This is a genomic window from Streptomyces sp. NPDC104096, assembly GCF_055584385.1.
In genome coordinates this window covers 32,710-57,776 of record NZ_JBVJMD010000002.1, presented here as the reverse complement: position 1 = coordinate 57,776, position 25,067 = coordinate 32,710, and the positions used below count along the sequence as shown (strand labels likewise).

Genomic DNA, 25,067 nt, shown 5'->3' with positions numbered 1-25,067 from the left:
TGCCCCCCGTCAGCGCCGGGGTTCCCACCGGAACCACCGCCGTACAGCAAACACCGCCACCACGGTCCAGGCCAGCGCGGTCGCCGTGGCCCCCAGCGCCTCGGACGTGCTCAGGCTGCCGGTCCAGCCGGCGCCGACCAGCCGGATCGCGGGCGAGAGCGGGAGAAATTCGCACAGGGCCGCGAACCGGTCGGGCAGGATCTGGGCGGGGACGGCGATGCCCGAGCCGATCATCGAGACGAACACCAGGGGCAGCGCGGTGACCTGGGCGCTCTCCGTGGCCCTGGTGAAGGCCGAGGTGAGCGCGGCGAGCGCGGCGCACAGGACGAGGCCGGTCAGCAGCCCGAGGGCGGTCAGGTACGGCGCCTCGGGCGCCCCCGCGTCGAGGAGCGCCACGCAGCCCGCGGACAGCACCAGCGCCTGGACGAGACCGATGCACACGGCGGGCAGCGAGGTGCCGACGAGGATCTCCGGGTCGCCGAGCTCACCGGTGCGCAGCCGCTTGAGGACCAGTTCCTCGCGGCGGGCGACGAACGCGCTCACCAGGGAGGTGTAGACGGCGAAGAGGAGGGAGAAGCCGATCGCGGACGTCAGCGTCACCGTGCCGAGGGTCAGGCCCATGGCCCGGAGGTCGATCCGGTCGACCGCGGGCCGCACGGTGAACGGCAGCGCGAGCGGTACGAGCAGCGCGGTCAGCACCGCGCTGCGATTGCGGCCGAGCAGGGTGAGTTCGGCGCGGGCGAGGGCGCGCAGGCGCCGGACCCTGGGGGCGGACGCCGGTGCGGCCCGCCGGGTGAGGGCGCTCATGCCGCTGCTCCCGCCGCGGGCCGCTGTTCCCGCGCGATGCTCAGGAACGCCTCTTCCAGCGAGGCCGACCGCATGTCGAGGCCGCGCAGTTCGACCCCGGCCCGTCCGGCCCACACCAGCAGACCGGTGGCCGCGCGCTGGAGCTCCCGGGTGTGCAGGCGTACGGTCCTGCCCGCGACCTCGTGGCCGCACACCCCGAGTTCGGCGAGCGGCGGCAGGTCGCCGGGGAAGCAGCCGTCGGGCAGTTCGAAGGAGATGCGGGACGGCCGGTCCGCGGTCACCTCGGCGGGGGTGCCGGATGCGGCGATGCGTCCCTCGTGCAGGATCGCGAGCCGGTCGGCGAGGCCTTCCGCCTCCTCCAAGTAGTGAGTGGTCAGCAGCACGGTGGTGCCGCTGTCGCGCAGTGCGCGCACCAACTCCCAGGTGTCCCGCCGCCCTTCGGCGTCGAGACCGGTCGTCGGCTCGTCCAGGAACAGCACCTCGGGCTCGCCGAGCAGGGCGAGCGCCAGGTCCAGGCGCCGGCGCTCGCCCCCGGAGAGCTGCTTCACCCGCACGCCGGCCTTCCCGGCCAGTCCGACCAGGGCGAGCGCCTCCGCTTCGGGCCGGGCTCCGCCGGTACACCCCGCCCACATCCGGGCGGTCTCGCCGACGGTCAGCTCCGAGGGGAATCCACCCTCCTGGAGCATCACGCCGGTGCGCGGCCGTACGGCGGCCCGCTCGCGAAAGGGGTCGTGGCCGAGGACCCGCACCCGGCCGCCGGACGGAGACGCGAGCCCCTCCAGCAGTTCGACGGTCGACGTCTTGCCCGCGCCGTTGGTGCCCAGCAGCGCGAAGACCTCGCCGCGGGCCACGGAGAAGGAGACGCCGCGCACCGCCTCGAACCCGCCCCCGTAGCCCCGCCGGAGGTCGGTGACCTCGATCACGTGCTCGTGTTCGTTGGTGTCCATGACCTCAGCGTCCCGGCGGGCGGGGCCGGACAGCAGTGCGCGGTGTCATCACTCGGCATGACAAATGTCAGGCGGAGGGCCGGGGCGAACGGGCAGAGGATCGTGGGAACGAAAAAACCCCGGTCGTGATGACCGGGGCTTTCCGTGGAGCGGACGACGAGGCTCGAACTCGCGACCTCAACCTTGGCAAGGTTGCGCTCTACCAACTGAGCTACGTCCGCATTGCCTCCGACCGGCTTTCACCGATCGGCGCGAGCACCAGCCTACCTGATTCACCAGAGTGGTCCGGCAAGGCCGCGCAAGCAGAGCGGGTGACAGGAATTGCACACTGCGCCTTCCCCCTGGAAGGGGGATGTTCTGCTACTGAACTACACCCGCATGTACTCCGTGAGGTGGGCTTTTCGGCCTGGCCCCTCGGCGTGCTCCAGACTCTAGCTGACCAGGAGGGGTGCAGCGCAAGTCGGTTCTTCCGAGGGGTGCGTGACCGGCTGTCGGCCGAGGCCTCACTGGGCCGCGGTGAACGCCTCGTAGACCTTCTTGGGGATGCGTCCGCGAGCGGGGACGTCCATCTTGTTCGCCTGGGCCCAGGCCCGCACGGCCGCCGGGTCGGGGGCGACCTCCGTCTGCCGGAAGGCCTTGCCCGACTTCGACCGCTTGCGGCCGGCGTCCACGTAGGGGGCGAGCGCCTCGCGCAGTTCCCTGGCGTTGACTTCATTCAGATCGATCTCGTACGACTTGCCGTCGAGTCCGAAGGCGATCGTTTCCGCCGCTTCCGAGCCGTCGATGTCGTCAAAGAGAGTGACCACGACCTTCTGCGCCACGAATATCGGTCCCTTCGTGCGACATCTCCGCGATGACGTGCCATGACGTCTGTGAGATGCCGACTGTCCGCTTGTTATTGGACAAACCATCGGCTAATGCCAATTTATTTGTACCGTGCCCGGCATTGCAATGTGAAGCCCGACTAAATCTCTCCGCGTGTCCGGACGCAATAGCTGCCGGGTGTGGATCCCGGATCTTTCCCGGAAATTTTCGCGAGCGCACCCCTCCGATGCCGGATCGTGATGGCCGTCACGTACGTTCCTACAACTCTACTCGCGTAGAAATTTTGTGCGGGTAGTCTGAAGGAACCTGCTCAGCACCACACATCGGGAGTGCCAGTGGCACGCGTCGTAGTCGACGTCATGCTCAAGCCGGAGATCCTCGACCCCCAGGGCCAGGCGGTCCAGCGCGCGCTGCCGCGACTGGGATTCGAAGGCATCTCCGACGTCCGTCAGGGAAAGCGATTCGAACTGGAAGTTGACGGGCCGGTCGACGAGGCCGCCCTCGCCCGCATCCACGATCTCGCGGAATCCTTCCTCGCCAACACCGTGATCGAGGACTTCACCGTCAAGGTGGAGGAAGTCGCGGAGGCCGCGAAGTGACCGCTCGTATTGGCGTCGTCACTTTCCCCGGCAGCCTCGACGACCGGGACACCCAGCGCGCGATCCGCCTCGCGGGCGCAGAACCGGTAGCGCTCTGGCACAAGGACAAGAACCTCCACCAGGTCGACGCGGTCGTCCTCCCCGGCGGTTTCTCCTACGGCGACTATCTGCGCGCCGGCGCCATCTCGCGCTTCTCGCCGGTGATGGAGACCGTCATCGCGCAGGCGAAGTCCGGAATGCCGGTCCTCGGCATCTGCAACGGCTTCCAGATCCTCACCGAGGCGCACCTGCTCCCGGGCGGGATGCTCGGCAACGACCACCTCCACTTCATCTGCCGCGACCAGAAGCTGCGGGTGGAGAACGCGGACACCGCCTGGACCGCCGACTACACGGCCGGCCAGGAGATCCACATTCCGCTGAAGAACATGGACGGCCGGTACGTCGCCGACGAGTACACGCTCGACAAGCTGGAGGCGGAGGGCCGGGTCGTGTTCCGCTACGTGGTCCGCGGCGCAGCCGCTGATGGATACGGCAACCCGAACGGCTCGCTGCGGGACATCGCCGGCATCACCAACGAGGCGGGCAACGTCGTCGGCCTCATGCCGCACCCGGAGCACGCCGTCGAGCCGCTCATCGGGTCCGGCCGCACCGACGGTCTGCCGTTCTTCACCTCGATCCTCAAGAAGCTGGTCAACGCATGAGCCGGACGCCTCTGGACACGGTCGAGCACGCGGCCGAGACCCCCGACGTCGAGCTGCCCTGGGCCGAACTCGGTCTGAAGAAGGACGAGTACGAGCGGGTCGTGGAGATCCTCGGCCGCCGCCCGACCGGCGCCGAGCTCGCCATGTACTCGGTCATGTGGTCCGAGCACTGCTCGTACAAGTCCTCCAAGGTCCACCTGCGCCAGTTCGGCGAGAAGGCCCCGCAGTCCGACGCGCTGCTCGTCGGCATCGGCGAGAACGCCGGTGTCGTCGACGTCGGCCAGGGCTACGCGGTCACCTTCAAGGTCGAGTCGCACAACCACCCGTCGTACGTGGAGCCCTACCAGGGCGCGGCGACCGGCGTCGGCGGCATCGTGCGCGACATCATCGCCATGGGCGCCCGCCCGGTCGCGGTCGTCGACCCGCTGCGCTTCGGCGCGGCCGACCACCCCGACACCAAGCGCGTGCTGCCCGGCGTCGTCGCCGGCATCGGCGGCTACGGCAACTGCCTGGGCCTGCCCAACATCGGCGGCGAGGTCGTCTTCGACGCCTGCTACCAGGGCAACCCGCTGGTCAACGCCGGCGCCATCGGTGTGATGCGGCACGAGGACATCCACCTCGCGAAGGCGTCCGGCGCGGGCAACAAGGTCATCCTGTACGGGGCCCGCACGGGCGGCGACGGCATCGGCGGCGCGTCGATCCTCGCCTCCGAGACCTTCGACGACGCCAAGCCGTCGAAGCGCCCGGCCGTCCAGGTCGGCGACCCCTTCCAGGAGAAGCTCCTCATCGAGTGCACCCTGGAGGCCTTCAAGGAGAAGCTGGTCGTCGGCATCCAGGACCTCGGCGCGGCCGGTCTGTCCTGCGCCACCTCCGAGCTCGCCTCCAACGGCTCCGGCGGTATGCGGGTCACCCTGGACGACGTGCCGCTGCGCGACTCCACGCTCTCGCCCGAGGAGATCCTCATGAGCGAGTCGCAGGAACGCATGTGCGCGGTCGTCGAGCCGGAGAAGGTCGACCGGTTCCTCGAGATCTGCGACAAGTGGGACGTCATCGCCACCGTCATCGGCGAGGTCACCGACGGCGACCGGCTGGAGATCTTCTGGCACGGCGGCAAGATCGTCGACGTCGACCCGCGCACGGTCGCGCACGACGGCCCGGTCTACGAGCGCCCGTACGCCCGTCCGGACTGGCAGGACGTCCTCCAGGCCGATTCCGCGGGCAAGCTGCCCCGACCGGCGACCGGAGAGGAGCTGAAGGACCAGGTCCTGAAGCTGGTCTCCTCCCCGAACCAGGCCTCCAAGTCCTGGATCACCTCCCAGTACGACCACTTCGTGCAGGGCAACACGGTGCTGGCCCAGCCCGAGGACTCCGGGATGATCCGCATCGACGAGGAGACCGGGCTCGGCGTCGCCATCGCGACCGACGGCAACGGCCGCTACGCCAAGCTCGACCCGTACACCGGCGCGCAGCTGGCCCTCGCGGAGGCGTACCGCAACGTCGCCACCACCGGTGCCAAGCCCCTCGCGGTCTCCGACTGCCTGAACTTCGGCTCGCCCGAGGACCCGGCCGTCATGTGGCAGTTCGCCGAGGCCGTCCGCGGTCTCGCCGACGCCTGCCTCCAGCTCGGCACCCCGGTGACCGGCGGCAACGTCTCGCTCTACAACCAGACGGGCGAGGCGGCCATCCATCCGACCCCGGTCGTGGCCGTGCTGGGCGTCATCGACGACGTCGCCCGCCGCACCCCGGTCGCCTTCCAGGAGGACGGCCAGCTGCTCTACCTCCTCGGCGACACCCGCGAGGAGTTCGACGGTTCGGCCTGGTCGCAGGTGATCCACGACCACCTCGGCGGGCTGCCGCCGAAGGTCGACCTGGAGCGCGAGCGGCTGCTCGGCGAGATCCTGATCTCCGCCTCCCGCGACGGCATGATCGACTCCGCGCACGACCTGTCCGACGGCGGTCTGATCCAGGCCGTGGTCGAGTCGGCGCTGCTCGGCGGCAAGGGCGCGCGACTGGTCGTACCGGACGGGCTCGACGCGTTCACCTTCCTGTTCTCGGAGTCGGCGGGCCGTGCGGTCGTCGCCGTCCCGCGCTCGGAGGAGGTCCGCTTCAACGACATGTGCGGCGCCCGGGGTCTGCCCGTCGCCCGCATCGGCGTGGTCGACGGCGACACGGTCGAGCTCCAGGGCGAGTTCGCACTGCCCCTGGAGCAGCTGCGCGAGGCCCACGAGGCCACCATCCCGGCGCTGCTCGCCTAGGACGTCTCCAGCCGCGCGGACACTCCGCTCGTGCGCCGCGGTCCGGCGATACGACGGCGAAGGCCCCGCCCGTTCCCACGGGCGGGGCCTTCGCCGTGCCCCAGGGCCTGTCTGACGATTCCCGCCTGCCCCGCCCCCGGGCGGACGACGGGAATTGCCAGACAGGCCCTAGGCTCACCGCCATGCCCCCGGCGAAGAAGCGCACCCGGACCTACGACCCCGTGAAGACCCGTGCGGCGGTTCTCGCCCAGTTCGGGAACGTACGGGCGGCCGTCCGTACCCTCACGCCCGAGCAGCTCGCGCTGCCCACCCGGCTCGGGGAGTGGACCGTACGGGACCTGGTCGCGCACACCGGGGCGGCCCTCGCGGCCGTCGGCCGGTTCCTCGACGCGCCGGAGCCGGCGCGGCAGGACGCCACGGTGCTCGACTGGCCGTCCGGGACCTCGGCCCGCGCCGGGGCCGTCGCCGACCTGGCCCGGCAGCTCGCGGAGCGGAACCCGGACCTCGGCGCCTTCCTCGCCGAGGTCGAACGGCGCTTCGAGGAGGGGCTCGCAGGGCACCCCGGCACCCGGCTGCTGGCCACGAACGCGGGCGCCATGCCGCTGGCGGACTACCTGGTCACCCGCACCGTCGAACTCGTCGTCCACACCGACGACCTGAACGCCGCCGTGCCGGGCCTGGACGTCCCCCAGGACCGGCAGGCCCTGGCCGCCTGTACCCGCCTGCTCGCCGACGCGCTCGCGCTGAAGGCTCCCGGCGGCTCCACGGAGGTGCGGATCCCGCCGTACGCCGTGGTGCAGTGCGTCGAGGGGCCCCGGCACACCCGTGGCACCCCGCCCAACGTCGTCGAGACCGACCCGCTGACCTGGATCCGGCTGGCGACCGGGCGGCTGGCCTGGAAGGACGCGCTCGACGCGGCCCGGGTCAGCGCGAGCGGGGAGCGGGCGGACCTCGGCGGACTGCTGCCGCTGCTGGCGTAGGGGGACGGTCCGGTCCGTCGTACCGGGTCCGGTCTGTCGCACCGAGTCGGGTTCCGGCCACGCGAAGGGTGTGCGAAGCCTCACTCGTGCCTACGGAACAAGAAATTCCGGATCGCCCCGCCGCACCGTCCGACCGTTCGCCCGATCGGGATGGCAGCGCGCTGACCTGCGAGAACGCCAGGTTCATCCAGTCGGCCGCCGGCGAGCGGTCAGTTACTGTCGAGTATCGCCAATTCGGACCAGTGGTCGATCTCGCCTACACTCGGTGGCGTGCCACGTGGTGACGGTCGACTCAGTCATGATCTGCTCCCCGGTGAGAAAGGCCCCCAGGACGCTTGCGGCGTCTTCGGTGTCTGGGCTCCCGGCGAAGAGGTCGCCAAGCTCACTTACTTCGGGCTCTACGCCCTCCAGCATCGGGGTCAGGAATCCGCGGGAATCGCGGTCAGCAACGGCTCCCAGATCCTCGTCTTCAAGGACATGGGCCTCGTCTCCCAGGTCTTCGACGAGACCTCGCTCGGTTCGCTCCAGGGTCATATCGCGGTCGGACACGCCCGCTACTCGACCACCGGAGCCTCCGTGTGGGAGAACGCCCAGCCGACGTTCCGTGCCACGGCGCACGGCTCCATCGCGCTCGGTCACAACGGCAACCTGGTGAACACGGCGCGGCTCGCCGAGATGGTCGCCGAGCTGCCGAAGGACACCAACGGCCGCTCCACCCGGGTGGCCGCCACCAACGACACCGACCTCCTCACCGCCCTGCTGGCGGCGCAGGTCGACGCCGACGGCAAGCCGCTGACCATCGAAGATGGCGCGCACGCGATCCTTCCGCAGGTCAAGGGCGCCTTCAGCCTCGTCTTCATGGACGAGCACACCCTCTACGCCGCCCGTGACCCGCAGGGCATCCGCCCGCTGGTCCTCGGTCGCCTGGAGCGCGGCTGGGTCGTCGCCTCCGAGTCCGCCGCCCTCGACATCTGCGGCGCCAGCTTCGTCCGCGAGATCGAGCCCGGCGAGTTCGTGGCGATCGACGAGAACGGTCTGCGCACCTCTCGATTCGCAGAAGCGAAGCCCAAGGGCTGTGTCTTCGAGTACGTGTACCTGGCTCGCCCCGACACCGACATCGCCGGCCGCAACGTGTACCTCTCCCGGGTGGAGATGGGCCGCCGCCTGGCGAAGGAGGCCCCGGCCGAGGCGGATCTCGTCATAGCGACCCCGGAGTCCGGCACCCCGGCCGCGATCGGTTACGCGGAGGCGTCCGGCATCCCCTTCGGCGCCGGACTGGTCAAGAACGCCTACGTCGGCCGGACCTTCATCCAGCCCTCGCAGACCATCCGGCAGCTCGGCATCCGCCTGAAGCTGAACCCGCTCAAGGAAGTCATCAAGGGCAAGCGCCTGGTCGTCGTCGACGACTCGATCGTGCGCGGCAACACCCAGCGGGCCCTGGTCCGCATGCTCCGCGAGGCGGGCGCGGCCGAGGTCCACATCCGGATCTCCTCGCCGCCGGTGAAGTGGCCCTGCTTCTTCGGCATCGACTTCGCCACCCGCGCCGAGCTCATCGCGAACGGCATGACGATCGACGAGATCGGCACCTCGCTGGGCGCCGACTCCCTGGCGTACATCTCCATCGACGGCATGATCGAGGCGACCGCCATCGACAAGCCGAACCTCTGCCGTGCCTGCTTCGACGGCGAGTACCCGATGGAGCTGCCGGACCCCGAACTGCTCGGCAAGCAGCTCCTGGAGACCGAGCTGGCCGCCGGGCCGGCCGCCACGGCCGCGACCGACGCGATCCGTCGCCCGTAGCGACCCGCCATACCTGCCGTACGACACGAAAGTTCTCACCGTCATGTCTGAGACAACTGGTGCCAGCTACGCAGCCGCGGGCGTCGACATCGAAGCGGGCGACCGCGCCGTCGAGCTGATGAAGGAGTGGGTGAAGAAGACCCGGCGCCCCGAGGTCCTCGGCGGCCTCGGCGGTTTCGCCGGACTCTTCGACGCCTCCGCCCTCAAGCGTTACGAGCGCCCCCTGCTCGCCTCCGCCACGGACGGCGTCGGCACGAAGGTCGACATCGCCCGGCAGCTGGGCGTGTACGACACCATCGGCCACGACCTGGTCGCGATGGTCATGGACGACATCGTGGTGTGCGGTGCCGAGCCGCTGTTCATGACCGACTACATCTGCGTCGGAAAGGTCCACCCCGAGCGGGTCGCCGCGATCGTCAAGGGCATCGCCGAGGGCTGTGTGCTGGCGGGATGCGCCCTGGTGGGCGGCGAGACGGCCGAACACCCCGGCCTGCTGGGGGCGGACGACTTCGACGTCGCGGGCGCCGGTACGGGCGTCGTGGAGGCCGACCGGCTGCTGGGCGCGGACCGGATCCGCGAGGGTGACGCGGTGATCGCCATGGCGGCGTCCGGGCTTCACTCCAACGGGTACTCCCTGGTCCGGCACGTCCTGCTGAACCAGGCCGGGCTGTCCCTGGACGCGCGGATCGAGGAGCTCGGCCGCACGCTGGGCGAGGAGCTCCTGGAGCCCACCAAGATCTACTCGCTGGACTGCCTGGCCCTGACCCGCACGGCCGACGTGCACGCCTTCTCGCACATCACCGGCGGCGGACTCGCGGCCAACCTGGCCCGGGTGATCCCGGACGGCCTGCACGCCGTCGTCGACCGCTCCACCTGGACCCCGGCGCCGATCTTCGACCTCGTCGGCCGGACCGGCGACGTGGCGCGGCTGGAGCTGGAGAAGACCCTGAACATGGGGGTCGGCATGATCGCGATCGTGCCCGAGGAGTCGGCCGACGTGACGCTGGCGACGCTGGCGGACCGCGGGGTCGAGGCCTGGGTGGCCGGCGAGATCACCGGTCGTGGCGAGCACACGACGGGCGCCGAGCTGGTCGGCGACTACGCGGTCTGAGACAGACCGATCCCGTGGACGACAGCACGAAACCCGGTCCGGCGCTGATGCCCCGGACCGGGTGAAGTGCAGTTGCTACGAGAGCCGCGGAAACTGCCGAGTCGCTACTGCGTCAAGCGCCGCGACGATGTTGCGACGAAGGACCGGACTCGTCGTCCTCGTCCTCGTCGTCATCGTTGTACAGATCCGCGTACTGCGCGTACGGGTCGTCTTCTTCGTCGTCGTCCTCGAACGGCTCGCCGTTCGGCGGCTGGCTCGAAGTCGATGCGCCCAGCTCGCTGGCCAGACGCGACAGGTCAGTCCCACCGCTGTTGTACTTCAGCTGGCGGGCGACCTTCGTCTGCTTGGCCTTGGCCCGGCCGCGCCCCATGGCTCGACCCCCTCGGTGACGGGGCTCGACGGCCCCAGAGTCTGACACGCGTTCATGATCCGGAACGGACTCTCCGTAGAGAGGCCGGTCCGTAGGGCTTCCACGGTACCTGAGCCCGCGCCCATACGGTACGTCGCCCGCAGGACGCGCGTGTGCGCAGGGCCTTCGAGGCGCCCTGTCCTCGCTGGTCAGTGGCGATTTTAACCACTTATCCGGGCACGACCCGCCGGTGGACGTGAGAGTTCTCTCGAAGTTCCCGCCGGCGGGTACCGCCCGAAGCCGCGAGCACACCTGGCGTGTGCTCGTGGATCAGTGTGCCGCGCGCGCCTCGGCCATCCGCTGCTCGGCGATCCGGTCGGCCGCCGCGGCCGGCGGAATCCCGTCTTCCTTCGCACGTGCGAAGATGGCCAGCGTGGTGTCGAAGATCTTCGCGGCCTTGGCCTTGCACCGGTCGAAGTCGAAGCCGTGCAGCTCGTCGGCCACCTGGATGACCCCGCCCGCGTTCACCACGTAGTCCGGGGCGTAGAGGATCCCGCGGTCGGCGAGGTCCTTCTCCACACCCGGGTGGGCGAGCTGGTTGTTCGCCGCGCCGCAGACGACCTTGGCGGTCAGCACCGGCACGCTGTCGTCGTTCAGCGCACCGCCGAGCGCGCACGGGGCGTAGATGTCGAGGCCCTCGGTCCGGATGAGCGCGTCGGTGCCGGAGACCGCGGTGACGCCCTCCGGGTGCCGGTCGAGGATCCGCCGCACGGCGTCCTCCCGCACGTCCGTGATCACGACCTGGGCGCCCTCCGCCCGCAGGTGCTCCACCAGGTGGTGGCCGACCTTGCCGACGCCCGCGATGCCGACCGTGCGGCCGCGCAGCGAGGGGTCGCCCCACAGGTGCTGGGCGCTGGCCCGCATGCCCTGGTAGACGCCGAAGGAGGTCAGCACCGAGGAGTCGCCGGCGCCGCCGTTCTCGGGCGAACGCCCGGTGGTCCAGCGGCACTCGCGGGCGACGACGTCCATGTCGGCGACATAGGTGCCGACATCGCAGGCCGTGACGTACCGGCCGCCCAGCGAGGCGACGAAACGGCCGTAGGCGAGGAGCAGTTCCTCGGTCTTGATCAGGTCGGGATCACCGATGATCACGGCCTTGCCGCCGCCGTGGTCGAGACCGGCCATGGCGTTCTTGTACGACATCCCGCGCGCGAGGTTCAGGGCGTCGGCGACGGCCTCCGCCTCGGAGGCGTACGGGTAGAAGCGCGTACCGCCGAGGGCCGGGCCCAGAGCGGTGGAGTGGACGGCGATGACGGCCTTGAGGCCACTGGCGCGGTCCTGGCAGAGCACGACTTGCTCATGACCCCCCTGGTCCGAGTGGAACAGGGTGTGCAGTACATCAGCGTGCGCGCCGGTTACGTCGGTCACTGTGGTGACTCCTGGGTAAGTAGCGGCTTGGTGACCAGCTCCCACGGGTTCCCCCCGAGCTTTTGGCAGTGGGGGAGGAGGAGGGGGCTGTGGCACGAGGGTAGAGCCTGCCTCGGCCCGCCGACCTCCCGGTGCTCAGGATCACCTCCTCCCGGAGTACTGCCGTGCGACGATTTGCATGTTTTTCCCACGTGCCCGGGTGCGGTCCGGCCGTTTTCCGGGTCGATCCGCGGGGGAGGGAGCAGGCGTGCCCAAGGTGTCCTCGGTGATCGTCCCGTACGCGACCTATCTGCGCGTCTACGAACCGCTGGCCGCCTTCCCGGAACCGGAGCGAAGCCACTGGGCGCGCTACGCCCGGCGCGAGACGCGCCCCTCGTACCAGGACGAACTGCGCCGCTCGCTGGCCGATCTGCTGCCCACCCCGCCGGTCCCGGTGCCGGTGCACGAGAGCGGCGACGCGTTCGTGCTGGATGTGGAGGGGGTGCTGTGCGTCTGCCCCTGGCGCACCCGGCTGCGCGGCTGGCAGGCACTGGAGGGACTGCCCGGTGAACTGCCGCGGACGGTCCTGGACGCCGTGCTCCCGCCGCTCGTACGCGGCCAGGCCGCCCAGGACTACGAGCGCTGGCTGGCCCGCAATCCCGACGCCCGCCCCTGGATCCGCACGGCGACCTGGCAGGTGCCGCTGAACTGGTTCGTGCTCGTGTCCGACGAGGAGCGGGAGTGCACGAAGGGGGCCGCCGCCGAGGGCGAGCCGCCCGTGCTGCGCTACCGCACTCCGATGGTGCAGGCGCGGCGCCGGGTCGCGCGGGCGCTGCGCACGCTGCGGGACGCGATGGACGAAGGGCCGCTCATCGACGGCCTGGTGGACGTGGGGCGTTGGCTGGAGGAGTTCCATCCGCGTTCGCTGGTGGAACTGGACTACGGCGGTCTGGTACACACGCTGCCGGCCGACGCGCTGGAGGACGACCACTCCGCCGCGGACGTGGCCGAGGGGATCGACGCGCTGCGCCGCGGTGACGGTTCCGCGGCGGGCGAGGCGTACGCCCGCCTGGTGGAGCGGTGGCGCTCGGTACGGGACCGGCGTTCGGCGAACTGACGGGCCGACAGCACCCAGCGGGTGACGTAGATCACGATCGAAAAATGCTGCGAACGTCGTACGGTCTACCGAACTTGGGGAAGGTGACGGGACGTAGGTCCCGATCCGGGCTTTCACGTCAAGCGTGACAGACCACACTTTCCAGTCTCTTGCGCCCCTTGCCCCTCCTCATGCCAAAATAGGACAAGGGGCCCGGGGAGGGCTCCGTCTGTCCAACTATGTTCCACCGTGGGCGGAATCTCGGCATCACGCAGTTTGGGATGTCTGGTGACTCCTGATCGCCCTGTGACTGATCGTCACAGTGGCGTGACTGTCCGCTATGGCATGGTCCATCGGCTTCCGTCGCTGATGGACACCTGGGAGGGCAATTCCATCGGTTTGGCCGACGCGGCTGGACAGATGGTGTAGTTGTAGTGCCGAGGACAAGCCGTTCGTCCTATAACCGACTCGACTCGCGTCCGCCATTTCGGGCAACGCGGGTCAAGGTGCAGAATTTAGAGGAAAGAACCGAGAAGGTTCGGTTCTCCCGAGGAGGCCGCTCATGACCGCTCGCACCCCTGATGCCGAGCCGCTGCTGACCCCGGCTGAGGTCGCCACCATGTTCCGTGTCGACCCCAAGACGGTCACGCGGTGGGCGAAGGCCGGCAAGCTGACATCCATCCGCACGCTCGGCGGTCACCGCCGTTACCGCGAGGCTGAGGTCCGCGCTCTGCTCGCGGGTATCCCGCAGCAGCGCAGCGAGGCCTGATCAGCCCGAACAACTGAATAACGGGCACGACGACAGGTCCCCAACCCGTCGAGCGGCCCGAACCCACAGCTCCAAGCGACGCGGGTCCTGCCCCAACAGGCCCCCCGCCCAAGCGTTCAGGCAACAGAACCGGGTGCGTCGTGGATCGCGCTGGACTCCGCCGGGTCCAGCGCGATCTTTTTTTGTGCCCGAAAGGCACCCCCGGACGCGTCGCGGAACCGCTCCGGCAGCGCTCGGGGGACGGCCTTGTGATGTCCCTGTGGTGGACCTGTGGTGCCTTCTTGACGACCCGTCCGGCCCTCGGCGGCCGGCCTGTGAGTGGCCTTGTCGGAGTCTGGGGAGGGCTGTCGGATCTGCTGTGCGTGACCGTCGGGACCGGTGCAATGGCACATATTAAATTGACTGGTTGTATGACTCGGGTAAGTACCGTGCTTTTAAAAAATCATGCGGTGACACCCGTCACATGCCATAGGCCTTGTTGCCTCTGGCTCGTGTGCGCTAGTGAAACGGGTCACGGCGCCGGTCACGTCGTCGCGGGACGCTCGTCCGCGGCGGCCCCCGAGGAGCCCTCCGCGTCCGGGGGAGCGGTGTCCATCGCCAGCCGCAGCAGCCGGTGGCAGACGGGGCAGTGCCGGGTCAGATGCCGGTAGGACGAAGCGGCCGCCAGATGCGCGCGGAGCAACGCCCGCGTCTCGTGCCTGACCGACGCCGCCATACGCCACCTCCGGGATCCGTACGGGAAGGTGCCCTGCTCTCTGGGTACTGGTCGCGGGTGGCGGCGTCAAGACGGCATGGGCGGGTGCGAGACGGCGGCCGCGCCGACCCCGGGAGCCCGGACTGCCGTTCCCGGCCCGGGTGGTGGCCGCGGGGGGCTCGCCACGGTGAACGGGGCGAGAGGTCCGCGCAGGTCACGGGCTGACGGGGTGTGACCGGCCGGCGCGGGTCACGGGCGAACGGGGCGCCAGGTCGGCGCAGGGCGCGGCGACGGGTCGGTGCGGGTCACGGCGTACCGGTCGTCGGCGGGCCGACGGGTGCGGGCTCCGGCGGGCGGTCGATGTGGACCCCGGTCCCGCTGGGACGGCCCGCACGGGAAAACAACCGAGGCCCGCTTCCCTCGGAAGGGAACGGGCCTCGGTCGATCAATGCGGTCCTGACGGGATTTGAACCCGCGGCCTCCACCTTGACAGGGTGGCGAGCACTCCAAACTGCTCCACAGGACCAGGTTGTGCTGCGCTTTTCCTCGTTGCGCTGCGAGACAGACTGTACAGGAGGGTGAGCCCCCTGGTCGAACTCACCCAGCGTGCGGATCCCGTCACGGGGCGGCCGCGTCGATCGCCTTCACGATCCGCTTGTCCGAGACGGGGTACGCCGTGCCCAGCGCGTGGGCGAAATAGCTGACCCGCAGCTCCTCGATCATCCAGCGGATGTCCAGGACGGCGGAGGGCACGGGGCGGCCCTGGGGCAGCTGCTCCAGCAGCCAGGCGTACTCGTCCTGCATCTCGTGGACCTTCTCCATGCGGGTGGTGTCCCGCTGGACGTTGGTCGGCATCTGCTGCAGGCGCCGGTCGACGGCCACCAGATAGCGCATCAGGTCGGGCAGGCGCCGCAACCCGGTCTCCGTGACGAAGCCGGGCCGCACGAGGGCGTCCACCTGCTTGCGCACGTCCTGGAGGTTCGCCAGCAGCACGGCGCTGCGTACGCCCTTCAGACGGCGCTCACAGGCCTGCCAGGCGGCCAGCACCTGCTGCACCTGGCCGACCGTGCGGACCGTGGTGTCGACGATCTCCGCGCGCACCTTGTCGTACAGCTTGCGGTGCGACTCCTGGTCCCAGGCCGGGCCCCCGAAGTCGGCGATCAGCCTGTCCGCCGCCGCCATCGCGCAGTCGTCGAACAGGGCCTGGATCGAGCCGTGCGGGTTCGCCGACAGGGCGAGCTTCTGGGCGTTCGTCAGTTTCTCGGAGGCGAACTTGGCCGGGTTCACCGGGATGTTGCGCAGGATCAGCCGCCGCGCGCCCTTCCACATGGCCTCGGCCTGCTCCGCCTCCGTGTCGAAGAGGCGTACGGAGACCGTGTCGCCGTCGTCGACCAGCGCCGGGTACGCCTTGACCGGCTGGCCGGCCCGGCGGGTCTCGAAGACCCGGGTGAGCGTGCCGATGCTCCAGTCCGTCAGCCCCTTGCGCTCCAGGGACTCGCCGCCCTGCCGCTCCGCGGTGGCCGCGGCGGCCTGGGAGAGGGCCTGGCGGGCCTTGGGCCTGAGCCGGAGCTTCAGGGCTTCCAGGTCCTTGTCCTCGGCCAGCTTGCGGCGCCGCTCGTCGACGATCCGGAACGTGACCTTCAGGTGGTCCGGGAGCCGTCCCCAGTCGAAGTCGTCGGCCTCGAAGGGCACCCCGACCATCCGCTTGAGCTCACGCGCCATGGTGGTGGTCAGCGGCTCCTGCAAGGGCACGGCCCGCTCCAGGAAGGCCTTCGCGTAGTTCGGCGCGGGCACGTAGTGGCGGCGGATCGGCTTCGGCAGGGAGCGGATCAGCTCGGTGACCACCTCCTCGCGCAGGCCCGGGATCTGCCAGTCGAAGCCCTCGTCCGTGACCTGGTTGAGGACCTGGAGCGGGACGTGCACGGTCACACCGTCCGCGTCCGCGCCCGGCTCGAACTGGTACGTCACCCGGAACTTCAGCGGCCCCTGCCGCCAGGAGTCCGGGTAGTCGGCCTTGGTGACCGCCTCCGCCGACTCCCGGATGAGCATCTCCCGCTCGAAGTCCAGGAAGTCGGGCTGCTCATGGCGCTTGCGCTTCCACCAGGAGTCGAAGTGGGCGCCCGACACGACGTGTTCGGGGACCCGCTGCTCGTAGAAGTCGAAGAGGGTGTCGTCGTCGACCACGATGTCCCGGCGCCGGGCGCGGTGCTCCAGCTCCTCGACCTCGCTGAGGAGTTTCCGGTTGTCGGCGAAGAACTTGTGGTGGGTCCGCCAGTCGCCCTCGACCAGCGCGTTGCGAATGAAAAGTTCGCGGGACGTCTCCGGGTCGATCCGCCCGTAGTTGACCTTCCGCTGGGCGATGATCGGCACGCCGTACAGCGTGACCTTCTCGTACGCCATCACCGCCGCCTGGTCCTTCTCCCAGTGCGGCTCGCTGTAGGTGCGCTTGAGCAGGTGCCCGGCGAGCGGCTCGATCCACTCCGGCTCGATCTTCGCGTTGACGCGGGCCCACAGACGGCTGGTCTCCACCAGCTCCGCCGACATCACGAAACGCGGGGGCTTCTTGAAGAGGGCCGAGCCGGGGAAGATCGCGAACTTGGCGTTGCGGGCGCCGAGGTACTCGTTCCTGCCCCCGCCCCGGCCGCTCTCGCCGCCGGCCTCCTTCACGTCCTTCATCCCGATGTGGGAGAGCAGACCGGCCAGCAGCGAGACGTGCACGCTCTGCTCGGCGGCGTCGTCCTCGTTGGGGTGGATCCCCAGCTGCCGGGCGACCGTGCGCAGCTGGGTGTAGATGTCCTGCCACTCCCGGATGCGCAGGAAGTTCAGGTACTCCTGCTTGCACATCCGGCGGAAGGAGGAGGAACCCCGCTCCTTCTGCTGCTCACGGACGTAGCGCCAGAGGTTGAGATAGGCGAGGAAGTCGCTCGTCTCGTCCTTGAAGCGGGCGTGCTGCTGGTCGGCCTGGGTCTGCTTGTCGGCCGGGCGCTCGCGCGGGTCCTGGATGGAGAGCGCGGCCGCTATGACCATGACCTCGCGGACACAGCCGTTCTTGTCGGCCTCCAGGACCATCCGGGCCAGCCGCGGGTCGACGGGCAGCTGGGCGAGCTTGCGGCCGGTGTCGGTGAGCCGCTTGCGCACGTCCTGCTGCGCCGGGTCGAGCGCGCCGAGCTCCTGGAGGAGCTGGACGCCGTCGCGGATGTTGCGGTGGTCCGGCGGGTCGATGAAGGGGAACTTCTCGATGTCGCCGAGGCCGGCCGCGGTCATCTGGAGGATGACGGAGGCGAGGTTCGTGCGCAGGATCTCCGCGTCCGTGAACTCCGGCCGGGCCAGGAAGTCGTCCTCGGAGTACAGCCGGATGCAGACGCCGTCGGACGTACGGCCGCAGCGGCCCTTGCGCTGGTTGGCGCTGGCCTGGGAGACCGCCTCGATGGGCAGCCGCTGGACCTTGGTGCGGTGGCTGTAGCGGGAGATGCGGGCGAAGCCGGGGTCGATGACGTACTTGATGCCCGGCACGGTCAGCGAGGTCTCGGCGACGTTGGTCGCCAGAACGATCCTGCGGCCGGTGTGCGGCTGGAAGACGCGGTGCTGCTCGGCGTGCGAGAGCCGGGCGTAGAGCGGCAGCACCTCGGTGAACCGGTAGTTCTTCTTGACCAGCGCGTCCGCGGTGTCGCGGATCTCGCGCTCGCCGGAGAGGAAGACCAGGATGTCGCCCTTGCCCTCGCCCTGGAGCTCCTCGACGGCGTCGCAGATCGCGGTGATCTGGTCGCGGTCGGCGTCCTCGGAGTCCTCCTCCAGGAGCGGGCGGTAGCGCACCTCGACCGGGTAGGTGCGCCCGCTGACCTCGACGATCGGGGCGTCGCCGAAGTGCCGGGAGAAGCGCTCCGGGTCGATCGTCGCGGAGGTGATGACCACCTTGAGGTCCGGCCGCTTGGGCAGCAGCTGGGCGAGGTAGCCGAGCAGGAAGTCGATGTTGAGGGACCGCTCGTGGGCCTCGTCGATGATGATCGTGTCGTAGGCGCGCAGCTCGCGGTCGGTCTGGATCTCGGCGAGCAGGATGCCGTCCGTCATCAGCTTCACGAAGGTGGCGTCCGGGTTCACCTGGTCGGTGAACCGCACCTTCCAGCCGACGGTCTCCCCGAGCGGGGTGTCCAGCTCCTCGGCGACCCGCTCGGCGACGGTCCGGGCGGCGATCCGACGGGGCTGGGTGTGCCCGATCATCCCGCGCACGCCACGCCCCAGCTCCATACAGATCTTGGGGATCTGCGTGGTCTTCCCGGACCCGGTCTCACCGGCGACGATGACGACCTGGTGATCGCGGATGGCGGCCGCGATCTCGTCCTTCTTCTGGCTGACCGGCAGCTGCTCGGGATAGGTGACGGCCGGCACGCGGGCGCGTCGCGCGGCCATCCGCTCCTCGGCCCTGGCGACCTCCGCCTCTATCTCGGCGAGGACGGCGGCGCGCGCCTCCGGGTTACGGATCTTGCGCGCGCCCTCGAGCCTGCGCCCGAGCCGGTGCGCGTCGCGCAGGGTCAGCTCGGTCAGGCGGGGGGCGAGGGCGCCGAGGGCGGGGGCAGGGTGCGTAGACATACGCGATCCAGGATCTCATCCCGGCCAAATCCGTGGCGAACCCTTTTGCCCCCGGCGTGGGGCCGGGTCAGGGGGCGCGCTGGGCCGGGGGTGCGGGCGGGGGCGCGGCGGATGTCGCGTCCGGCGTGGCGGTCGGTGCGGCGGCGGGCGCGGTGGCCGGCGTGGGGGCGGCGGGGGCGGTGGCCGGCGTGGGGGCGGCGGCGGGTGCGTCGGCAGGTGCCGGGGCGGTCGGTGCCGACGCGGGCGTGGCGGGTGCGGCCGGTGCGGGTTCCCGGCGGGAGCCGTCTCCCAGTGCGATGGAGCGGGCGGTGTTGGAGACGGCCTTGATGCCCAGGTAGGCGGTGGTCATCCCGCTGATCGCGGTGAACGCGGCGGTCAGCACACCGACGATCACGGCCCGGTCGCCGTCGAGCCGCCAGACGCCGAAGACCGCGACGCACGAGATCGCGACGATGCTGATGACGACGGCCATCAGTCCGTAGCGGGCCCGGTCCTTCTCCAACTCGGTGTCCCGCATGTCTGCGGCCCCGCTCCGCACCATCGTCCCCGCCCCCTCAGCACCGCGCCGACCGGATGTGACGCCGACCAGGCGTACAGCAACCAGGCGTACGACGAAAGGAGCCTCATCCGAACGGATGAGGCTCCTGACTTGTGGCTGGGGCCGGGGTCGAACCGGCGACCTATCGCTTTTCAGGCGATCGCTCGTACCAACTGAGCTACCCAGCCACGAGATTTCCGAGGAAATCTCAGCGGTCCTGACGGGATTTGAACCCGCGGCCTCCACCTTGACAGGGTGGCGAGCACTCCAAACTGCTCCACAGGACCATGCTGTTGTGTGCGAACCGACGCATGTAAGTGTCGCACACCGTACTACGTGCCCCCAACGGGATTCGAACCCGTGCTACCGCCTTGAAAGGGCGGCGTCCTAGGCCGCTAGACGATGAGGGCTATCGGCCCGCCTGCGCGCTTCTCAGCGCGTCGGGGACGTCCTGAGCATATGGGATGGCGGCGGGTATCGCCAAAACGGTTTACGGGGAGGTGCCGGAGGGAGTCGCGGAGGGGCTGGGGGAGCCGCCCTGGGCAGGGGCCCGGGAGCCGGTCGGCGACGGCTTCGGGGAGGGTGCCGGGGACGCCGTCGGGGCGGGGGCCGGGGAGGGCGCCGCCCCCGGCTGGTTCTCCTCCGGAAGGTGGCGGCTGACCTCGGCCGTGGTCAGTCCCAGGCCGCCCAGCCGGATCTCGTCCCAGGCCTGGAGGCGCCGGGTGTCGCGGTCGAAGTAGAGGATCGACGCCTCGATCGGGTCCGGGTACTTGCCCTCGACGGCGCGCAGTCCGCTGCCGCCCGTGGAGCCCTCCACCCGCAGCCGGGTGCCGTTCTTCATGACCTCCGTCTCCTCGTGGTGCACATGGCCGGCCAGCACGAGCGGCACCTCGCCGTCCGTGACGCGCGCCGCGAACGGCTCGTGGACGACGGCCACGTCGGCCGGGGTCCCGGCGGCCTTCTGGTCGCGCAGGGCCGAGGCCAGCCGGGCGCCCGCCAGGTACTCGGCCGGGTCGCCGCCGGGCCGGGCCGAGCGGTCGGGCGTGAACTGCGGGTCGCCGATGCCCGCGAAGCGCAGGCCCGCGACGGTCTCGGCCCGGCCGTCGTCGAGGACGTGCACGTTCTTCAGGTGCTCCAGGTAGCGCTGGGTGAGCGGGGAGTCGTGGTTGCCGCGGACCCAGACGTAGGGGGCGCCGAGGTCGGCTATCGGGTCCAGGAAGGCGTTCTCCGCCGCCGTGCCGTGGTCCATCGTGTCGCCGGAGTCGACGATCACGTCGACCTTGTACTGCTCCACCAGCGACGCGACGATCTTCCAGCTCGCCGGGTTGAGATGGATGTCCGAGACGTGCAGGACCCGGATCGTGCTCGGGTCCGGCGAGTAGGCGGGCAGCGTCGACGTGACGTCGTAGAGCTTCGTCACGTTCGTCACCAGACGGGCCAACTCCTGCTGGTAGACGTCGAACTCGGTGACGATGTTCCGGGCGTTGCCCACCAGGGAGGGCGCGGAGGACAGCAGGCCCGAGAACCTCGGCTCCAGGACCGACTCGGGGTTCCAGGTGGCGTACGCCGTCCCGCCGCAGGCCGCGAGCAGGGTCAGGGCCAGCCCGCCGGCCGCGAGGGCGCGCCGGGGGCGGCGGTAGACCGCGAGGCCGAGGGCGGTGGCGCCGGAGACGACGGCGACGCAGGAGCGCGCGGCCAGGTCGAGCGTGCCGTGCTCCACGTCCCGGGTGACCTCCTCCTGGAGGCCCGTGATCCGCTCGGGGTGGTCGACCAGGGCCCGGGAGCGGACCGGGTCGAGCTGGTCGACGTTCACGTCCAGCCGGACCGGGGCGGCATGGCTGTCCAGGCTCAGCGCGCCCAGCGGGGAGACGTTGATCTTGGTGCCGCCGGTGAGGGAGGGGCGCAGGGCCATCGTGGTGTCCATGGGGCCCACCGGGACCCGTACGTTCCCGACGACCAGCAGGCCCAGCCAGGCCCCGGCCAGGACCACGGTGACCAGGCCCAGGGCGCGGGCCCAGGGGCGCGGCTGCGGGACGAGCTCGACGGAGAGCCGGGGCAGGGGCCGGGGGCGCCGCTCGGCCCGGCGGCGGGTGAGGGCGCGGGGCCTCCCGGGTATGCGAGACCTTCCGGATGTGCGGGACCTGCCGGGTATGCGGTTCAGGGCGGCGGTGACGCCGTGTGCACGGGCGGGGACGCGGACCATTGGGCCCGTATGCCCGGGTGTGCGGACGGGTATGCGGGCGGCTGCGCGGGTGTCAGCCCCAGCCCAGTTCGTGCAGCCGCGCGTCGTCGATGCCGAAGTGGTGCGCCACCTCGTGCACGACGGTGACGGACACCTCCTCCACCACGTCCTCGGCCGTATCGCAGTGGCGCAGGGTCGGGCCCCGGTAGATCGTGATGCGGTCCGGCAGGACGCCCGCGTACCACTCCCCGCGCTCCGTGAGGGGGGTGCCCTCGTACAGGCCGAGGAGCTCGGGGTCGTCGGACGGCGGCTCGTCCTCGACGAACACCGCCACGTTGTCCATGACCCGCGTCAGCTCCGGCGGGATCCGGTCCAGGGCCTCGCTCACCAGTTCTTCGAACCTGTCGGGCGTCATCTCCAGCACACGGCCATTGTCGGGGACGACCGGGCGGAACGGGCGGTTCGGGCGCGGTCCGTTCGGTCCGTGGCCGGGTGCGGCGGGCGGGTGCGTGTCCTACGGCGGCGACGGGAGTTGAACACGTCGACTTCCTCGTCCACCCGGAGGTGGCTTCCGTGCGCCCCTTGAACGTATCCGTACGCCTGGCCGTGACGGTCATGGTCGTGGCCGGCGCGGCCGGCTGTGTGAGCGTGGGCGACGACGAGGGGAGCCAGGCCAGACCGACGCACTCGGCGGGGCGGCACGGCGGCGGCGCGGGGGACGGCGACCAGGCCGGCGGCGGTGGCGTGGTCGGCTACGGGGACGGGCCCGGACGCGGCGGACGCGACCGGGACGGGCGCGGCGGGCGGGAGAGCGGGAAGCCGGAGTCCCCGTCGGCCTCGCCGTCGGCGGGCCCCGGCGCGAGTGCGAGCGCGTCGGCGTCCGTGCGGCCGGGGCGGAGCGTGCCGCCGGGCGTGCCCTCGCCGACCGGGGTGCCGCCGGCGCCGACGGGGAGCGACCCGGCGCAGGAGCCGTCCGTGGACCCGGTGACGACGGCTCCGCAGTCGCCGGAGCCGTCGGCCGCGGAGCCGTCGTCGTCGGCGCACGGGGAGAGCCTGCCCCAGCTGGTGCGGCGCGAGCCCGCGCCCAGGGCGGGTATGCCCGCGCTGTGAGCCATGCTTTCCAAGGCGAGGAAGCCCTCGTGACCTGCGGTTATGAGGACGGATTTGCCTAAGGGGGGTGAGGGTGCGTATGGTGGTAGATCGTTTGATCCCATTTGCCCGGCGCCAATGCAGAGCGCGCCGTGTGGCGCGTACTCTCCCCAGCCGTGGCGGACCGCATCGAGGCGGTCGTAATGCGACTCACGGAGTTGACGGGCGCGTGCCGACGAGACTCCGGAAGGTTTCGCATTCGCATGTCCATTTCCAGTACTGATCACGCCGTCGTGCCCTCGAACGGGCAGAACGACGACCAGGTCGACACCGTCGAGGCGACGGTCGAGACGGCCGTCGAGACGGCGTCCGAGGCCCCGCAGGTGACCTTCGCGGACCTCGGCCTGCCCGAGGGCGTCGTGCGCAAGCTCGCCCAGAACGGCGTGACCACCCCCTTCCCGATCCAGGCCGCGACCATCCCGGACGCCCTGGCCGGCAAGGACATCCTCGGCCGTGGCCGCACCGGCTCCGGCAAGACCCTCTCCTTCGGTCTGCCGACCCTGGCCACGCTGGCCGGCGGTCGCACCCAGAAGCACAAGCCCCGCGCGATCATCCTCACCCCGACCCGTGAGCTGGCCATGCAGGTCGCCGACGCCCTCCAGCCGTACGGCGACGTCCTCGGCCTGAAGATGAAGGTCGTCTGCGGCGGCACGTCGATGGGCAACCAGATCTACGCCCTGGAGCGCGGCGTCGACATCCTCGTCGCCACCCCGGGCCGTCTGCGCGACATCATCAACCGCGGCGCCTGCTCCCTGGAGGACGTGCAGATCGCCGTCCTCGACGAGGCCGACCAGATGTCCGACCTGGGCTTCATGCCCGAGGTCACCGAACTGCTCGACCAGGTCCCGGCCGGCGGTCAGCGCATGCTCTTCTCCGCGACGATGGAGAACGAGATCAAGACCCTCGTCGACCGGTACCTCAACGCCCCGGTCAGCCACGAGGTCGACGCCGCCCAGGGCGCGGTCACCACGATGAGCCACCACATCCTCATCGTGAAGCCCAAGGACAAGGCGCCGGTCACGGCCGCGATCGCCTCCCGCAAGGGCCGCACCATCATCTTCGTCCGCACCCAGCTGGGTGCGGACCGCGTCGCCGAGCAGCTGCGCGACGCCGGGGTGAAGGCCGACGCGCTGCACGGCGGCATGACCCAGGGCGCCCGTACCCGGACGCTGGCGGACTTCAAGGACGGTTACGTCAACGTCCTGGTCGCCACCGACGTCGCCGCGCGAGGCATCCACGTCGACGGCATCGACCTGGTCCTCAACGTCGACCCGGCAGGCGACCACAAGGACTACCTGCACCGGGCCGGCCGTACCGCGCGTGCGGGCCGCACGGGCACCGTGGTCTCCCTCTCCCTGCCGCACCAGCGCCGCCAGATCTTCCGCCTCATGGAGGACGCGGGCGTCGACGCCGGGCGCCACATCATCCAGGGCGGCGCCGCCTTCGAGCCGGAGGTCGCCGAGATCACCGGCGCCCGCTCGATGACCGAGGTCCAGGCCGAGTCCGCGGGCAACGCCGCGCAGCAGGCCGAGCGCGAGGTCGCCCAGCTCACCAAGGAGCTGGAGCGCGCCCAGCGCCGCGCGAGCGAGCTGCGCGAGGAGTCCGACCGCCTCGTCGCCCGGGTCGCCCGCGAGCGCGGCGAGGACCCGCAGGCCGCGGTGGCCGAGGCGCAGTCCGAGGCGGCGCAGGCCGTCGCCGAGGTCTCCGTGCCGGAGCAGCCGGCCGCGCAGGACGTCGACCGCGTCGAGCGCGAGGAGCGCACGGCGGCCTCGTCCTCGTCGTCCTCCTCGTACGAGCGTCGTGACGACCGGGGCGGTTTCAACCGTGACCGTCGTGACGAGCGCGGTGGCGACCGTGGCGGCTTCCGCCGTGACGACCGCCGTGACGACCGGGGCGGCGACCGTGGCGGTCGTTCCTTCGAGCGTCGTGACGACCGGGGCGGTTTCAACCGCGACCGCCGTGACGAGCGCGGTGGCGACCGTGGCGGCTTCCGCCGTGACGACCGCCGTGACGACCGTGGCGGCCGTTCCTTCGGCGGTGACCGTGACCGTGGTTTCGAGCGTCGTGACGACCGTGGTGGCCGTTCCTTCGAGCGTCGTGACGACCGGGGCGGCTTCAACCGCGACCGCCGTGACGACCGTGGCGGCGACCGTGGCGGCCGTTCCTTCGGTGGCGACCGTGACCGTGGTTTCGAGCGTCGTGACGACCGTGGTGGCCGTTCCTTCGAGCGTCGTGACGACCGGGGCGGCTTCAACCGCGACCGCCGTGACG

The 25,067-nt window shown here is 70.7% G+C and carries 20 protein-coding genes and 6 tRNA genes; 9 read left to right on the top strand and 17 right to left on the bottom strand.

What is annotated here, in order from left to right; genetic code table 11:
* Nucleotides 1-9: 9 nt before the first annotated feature.
* The 5 genes from ACZ60B_RS02705 to ACZ60B_RS02685 form a co-directional block, all read right to left on the bottom strand.
* Nucleotides 10-807 (bottom strand): ABC transporter permease, encoded by a 798-nt coding sequence (locus tag ACZ60B_RS02705; protein ID WP_469383617.1) that lies wholly within the window; start codon nt 805-807, stop codon nt 10-12.
* Nucleotides 804-1,754, bottom strand: a complete 951-nt coding sequence (locus ACZ60B_RS02700; protein WP_469383616.1) for an ABC transporter ATP-binding protein — start codon at nt 1,752-1,754, stop codon at nt 804-806. Before ACZ60B_RS02700 ends, ACZ60B_RS02705 begins: the two co-directional genes overlap by 4 nt.
* A 145-nt stretch (nt 1,755-1,899) precedes the next feature.
* Nucleotides 1,900-1,975, bottom strand: a tRNA-Gly gene (locus ACZ60B_RS02695).
* An 85-nt stretch (nt 1,976-2,060) separates the two neighbouring features.
* Nucleotides 2,061-2,132: transfer RNA gene (locus ACZ60B_RS02690), tRNA-Gly, on the bottom strand.
* A gap of 125 nt (nt 2,133-2,257) precedes the next feature.
* Nucleotides 2,258-2,575: an Lsr2 dimerization domain-containing protein gene (locus ACZ60B_RS02685; protein WP_162469301.1), complete on the bottom strand. Its 318-nt coding sequence runs from the start codon at nt 2,573-2,575 to the stop codon at nt 2,258-2,260.
* Nucleotides 2,576-2,914: 339 nt separating this feature from the next.
* Here ACZ60B_RS02685 and purS point away from each other — a divergent pair, with 339 nt between their 5' ends.
* From purS to purM, 6 genes are all read left to right on the top strand, one after another.
* Nucleotides 2,915-3,178, top strand: coding sequence for a phosphoribosylformylglycinamidine synthase subunit PurS (gene purS, locus ACZ60B_RS02680; protein WP_015659417.1), 264 nt, complete (start codon nt 2,915-2,917; stop codon nt 3,176-3,178).
* Entirely contained in the window at nt 3,175-3,879 is a 705-nt protein-coding gene (purQ, locus tag ACZ60B_RS02675; protein ID WP_469383614.1) for a phosphoribosylformylglycinamidine synthase subunit PurQ, read from the top strand. Before purS ends, purQ begins: the two co-directional genes overlap by 4 nt.
* Complete coding sequence (purL, locus tag ACZ60B_RS02670; protein ID WP_469383613.1) at nt 3,876-6,134, top strand: phosphoribosylformylglycinamidine synthase subunit PurL; 2,259 nt, start codon at nt 3,876-3,878, stop codon at nt 6,132-6,134. Before purQ ends, purL begins: the two co-directional genes overlap by 4 nt.
* A 182-nt stretch (nt 6,135-6,316) precedes the next feature.
* Nucleotides 6,317-7,114 (top strand): maleylpyruvate isomerase family mycothiol-dependent enzyme, encoded by a 798-nt coding sequence (locus tag ACZ60B_RS02665; protein ID WP_469383612.1) that lies wholly within the window; start codon nt 6,317-6,319, stop codon nt 7,112-7,114.
* Between the two features lie 270 nt (nt 7,115-7,384).
* Nucleotides 7,385-8,914 (top strand): amidophosphoribosyltransferase, encoded by a 1,530-nt coding sequence (gene purF, locus ACZ60B_RS02660; protein ID WP_469383611.1) that lies wholly within the window; start codon nt 7,385-7,387, stop codon nt 8,912-8,914.
* A 43-nt stretch (nt 8,915-8,957) separates the two neighbouring features.
* The gene (gene purM, locus ACZ60B_RS02655) at nt 8,958-10,025 is read left to right on the top strand and encodes a phosphoribosylformylglycinamidine cyclo-ligase (RefSeq protein WP_469383609.1); all 1,068 of its coding nucleotides are present in this window, start codon (nt 8,958-8,960) and stop codon (nt 10,023-10,025) included.
* A 112-nt stretch (nt 10,026-10,137) separates the two neighbouring features.
* On the opposite strand, the gene ACZ60B_RS02650 is transcribed toward purM, so the two are convergent.
* On the bottom strand, nt 10,138-10,395 hold the full coding sequence (locus tag ACZ60B_RS02650) for a DUF3073 domain-containing protein (protein WP_152893018.1): 258 nt from the start codon (nt 10,393-10,395) through the stop codon (nt 10,138-10,140).
* Nucleotides 10,396-10,704: 309 nt separating this feature from the next.
* Entirely contained in the window at nt 10,705-11,802 is a 1,098-nt protein-coding gene (locus tag ACZ60B_RS02645) for a Leu/Phe/Val dehydrogenase (protein WP_469383608.1), read from the bottom strand.
* A 247-nt stretch (nt 11,803-12,049) separates the two neighbouring features.
* Here ACZ60B_RS02645 and ACZ60B_RS02640 point away from each other — a divergent pair, with 247 nt between their 5' ends.
* Complete coding sequence (locus tag ACZ60B_RS02640; protein WP_469383607.1) at nt 12,050-12,898, top strand: DUF8083 family protein; 849 nt, start codon at nt 12,050-12,052, stop codon at nt 12,896-12,898.
* Nucleotides 12,899-13,439: 541 nt separating this feature from the next.
* Nucleotides 13,440-13,646, top strand: a complete 207-nt coding sequence (gene bldC / locus ACZ60B_RS02635; RefSeq protein WP_003949541.1) for a developmental transcriptional regulator BldC — start codon at nt 13,440-13,442, stop codon at nt 13,644-13,646.
* A gap of 523 nt (nt 13,647-14,169) precedes the next feature.
* On the opposite strand, the gene ACZ60B_RS02630 is transcribed toward bldC, so the two are convergent.
* From ACZ60B_RS02630 to ACZ60B_RS02585, 10 genes are all read right to left on the bottom strand, one after another.
* Complete coding sequence (locus ACZ60B_RS02630) at nt 14,170-14,361, bottom strand: DUF6274 family protein (protein ID WP_469383606.1); 192 nt, start codon at nt 14,359-14,361, stop codon at nt 14,170-14,172.
* A gap of 430 nt (nt 14,362-14,791) precedes the next feature.
* Nucleotides 14,792-14,866: transfer RNA gene (locus ACZ60B_RS02625), tRNA-Asp, on the bottom strand.
* A 92-nt stretch (nt 14,867-14,958) separates the two neighbouring features.
* A complete protein-coding gene (gene hrpA, locus ACZ60B_RS02620; RefSeq protein WP_469383604.1) occupies nt 14,959-18,927 on the bottom strand; it encodes an ATP-dependent RNA helicase HrpA in 3,969 nt (1,322 codons plus the stop codon).
* 67 nt (nt 18,928-18,994) lie between these two features.
* Nucleotides 18,995-19,444, bottom strand: coding sequence for a hypothetical protein (locus ACZ60B_RS02615; protein WP_469383602.1), 450 nt, complete (start codon nt 19,442-19,444; stop codon nt 18,995-18,997).
* 135 nt (nt 19,445-19,579) lie between these two features.
* Nucleotides 19,580-19,653 (bottom strand) — tRNA-Phe (locus ACZ60B_RS02610).
* Nucleotides 19,654-19,677: 24 nt separating this feature from the next.
* Nucleotides 19,678-19,752, bottom strand: a tRNA-Asp gene (locus ACZ60B_RS02605).
* Between the two features lie 50 nt (nt 19,753-19,802).
* A tRNA-Glu gene (locus ACZ60B_RS02600) sits at nt 19,803-19,875 on the bottom strand.
* 80 nt (nt 19,876-19,955) lie between these two features.
* Nucleotides 19,956-21,668: a metallophosphoesterase family protein gene (locus tag ACZ60B_RS02595; RefSeq protein ID WP_469383601.1), complete on the bottom strand. Its 1,713-nt coding sequence runs from the start codon at nt 21,666-21,668 to the stop codon at nt 19,956-19,958.
* 52 nt (nt 21,669-21,720) lie between these two features.
* Entirely contained in the window at nt 21,721-22,071 is a 351-nt protein-coding gene (locus ACZ60B_RS02590) for a metallopeptidase family protein (RefSeq protein ID WP_469383599.1), read from the bottom strand.
* 328 nt (nt 22,072-22,399) lie between these two features.
* Complete coding sequence (locus tag ACZ60B_RS02585; protein WP_469383598.1) at nt 22,400-22,762, bottom strand: hypothetical protein; 363 nt, start codon at nt 22,760-22,762, stop codon at nt 22,400-22,402.
* Nucleotides 22,763-22,999: 237 nt separating this feature from the next.
* Between ACZ60B_RS02585 and ACZ60B_RS02580 the strand changes: the two genes are divergently transcribed.
* Nucleotides 23,000-25,067, top strand: a 2,068-nt coding sequence (locus ACZ60B_RS02580; RefSeq protein ID WP_469383596.1) for a DEAD/DEAH box helicase, incomplete at its 3' end; no start/stop codon positions are given.

Excerpts from the sequence above, each read along its gene's own strand:
- ACZ60B_RS02705 (WP_469383617.1), bottom strand. The coding sequence starts at position 807 with ATGAGCGCCCTCACCCGGCGGGCCGCACCGGCGTCCGCCCCCAGGGTC.
- ACZ60B_RS02700 (WP_469383616.1), bottom strand. The coding sequence starts at position 1,754 with ATGGACACCAACGAACACGAGCACGTGATCGAGGTCACCGACCTCCGG.
- purL (WP_469383613.1), top strand. The coding sequence starts at position 3,876 with ATGAGCCGGACGCCTCTGGACACGGTCGAGCACGCGGCCGAGACCCCC.
- ACZ60B_RS02665 (WP_469383612.1), top strand. The coding sequence starts at position 6,317 with ATGCCCCCGGCGAAGAAGCGCACCCGGACCTACGACCCCGTGAAGACC.
- purM (WP_469383609.1), top strand. The coding sequence starts at position 8,958 with ATGTCTGAGACAACTGGTGCCAGCTACGCAGCCGCGGGCGTCGACATC.
- ACZ60B_RS02650 (WP_152893018.1), bottom strand. The coding sequence starts at position 10,395 with ATGGGGCGCGGCCGGGCCAAGGCCAAGCAGACGAAGGTCGCCCGCCAG.
- bldC (WP_003949541.1), top strand. The coding sequence starts at position 13,440 with ATGACCGCTCGCACCCCTGATGCCGAGCCGCTGCTGACCCCGGCTGAG.
- ACZ60B_RS02630 (WP_469383606.1), bottom strand. The coding sequence starts at position 14,361 with ATGGCGGCGTCGGTCAGGCACGAGACGCGGGCGTTGCTCCGCGCGCAT.
- hrpA (WP_469383604.1), bottom strand. The coding sequence starts at position 18,927 with ATGTCTACGCACCCTGCCCCCGCCCTCGGCGCCCTCGCCCCCCGCCTG.
- ACZ60B_RS02615 (WP_469383602.1), bottom strand. The coding sequence starts at position 19,444 with ATGCGGGACACCGAGTTGGAGAAGGACCGGGCCCGCTACGGACTGATG.
- ACZ60B_RS02595 (WP_469383601.1), bottom strand. The coding sequence starts at position 21,668 with ATGGTCCGCGTCCCCGCCCGTGCACACGGCGTCACCGCCGCCCTGAAC.
- ACZ60B_RS02585 (WP_469383598.1), bottom strand. The coding sequence starts at position 22,762 with ATGGCTCACAGCGCGGGCATACCCGCCCTGGGCGCGGGCTCGCGCCGC.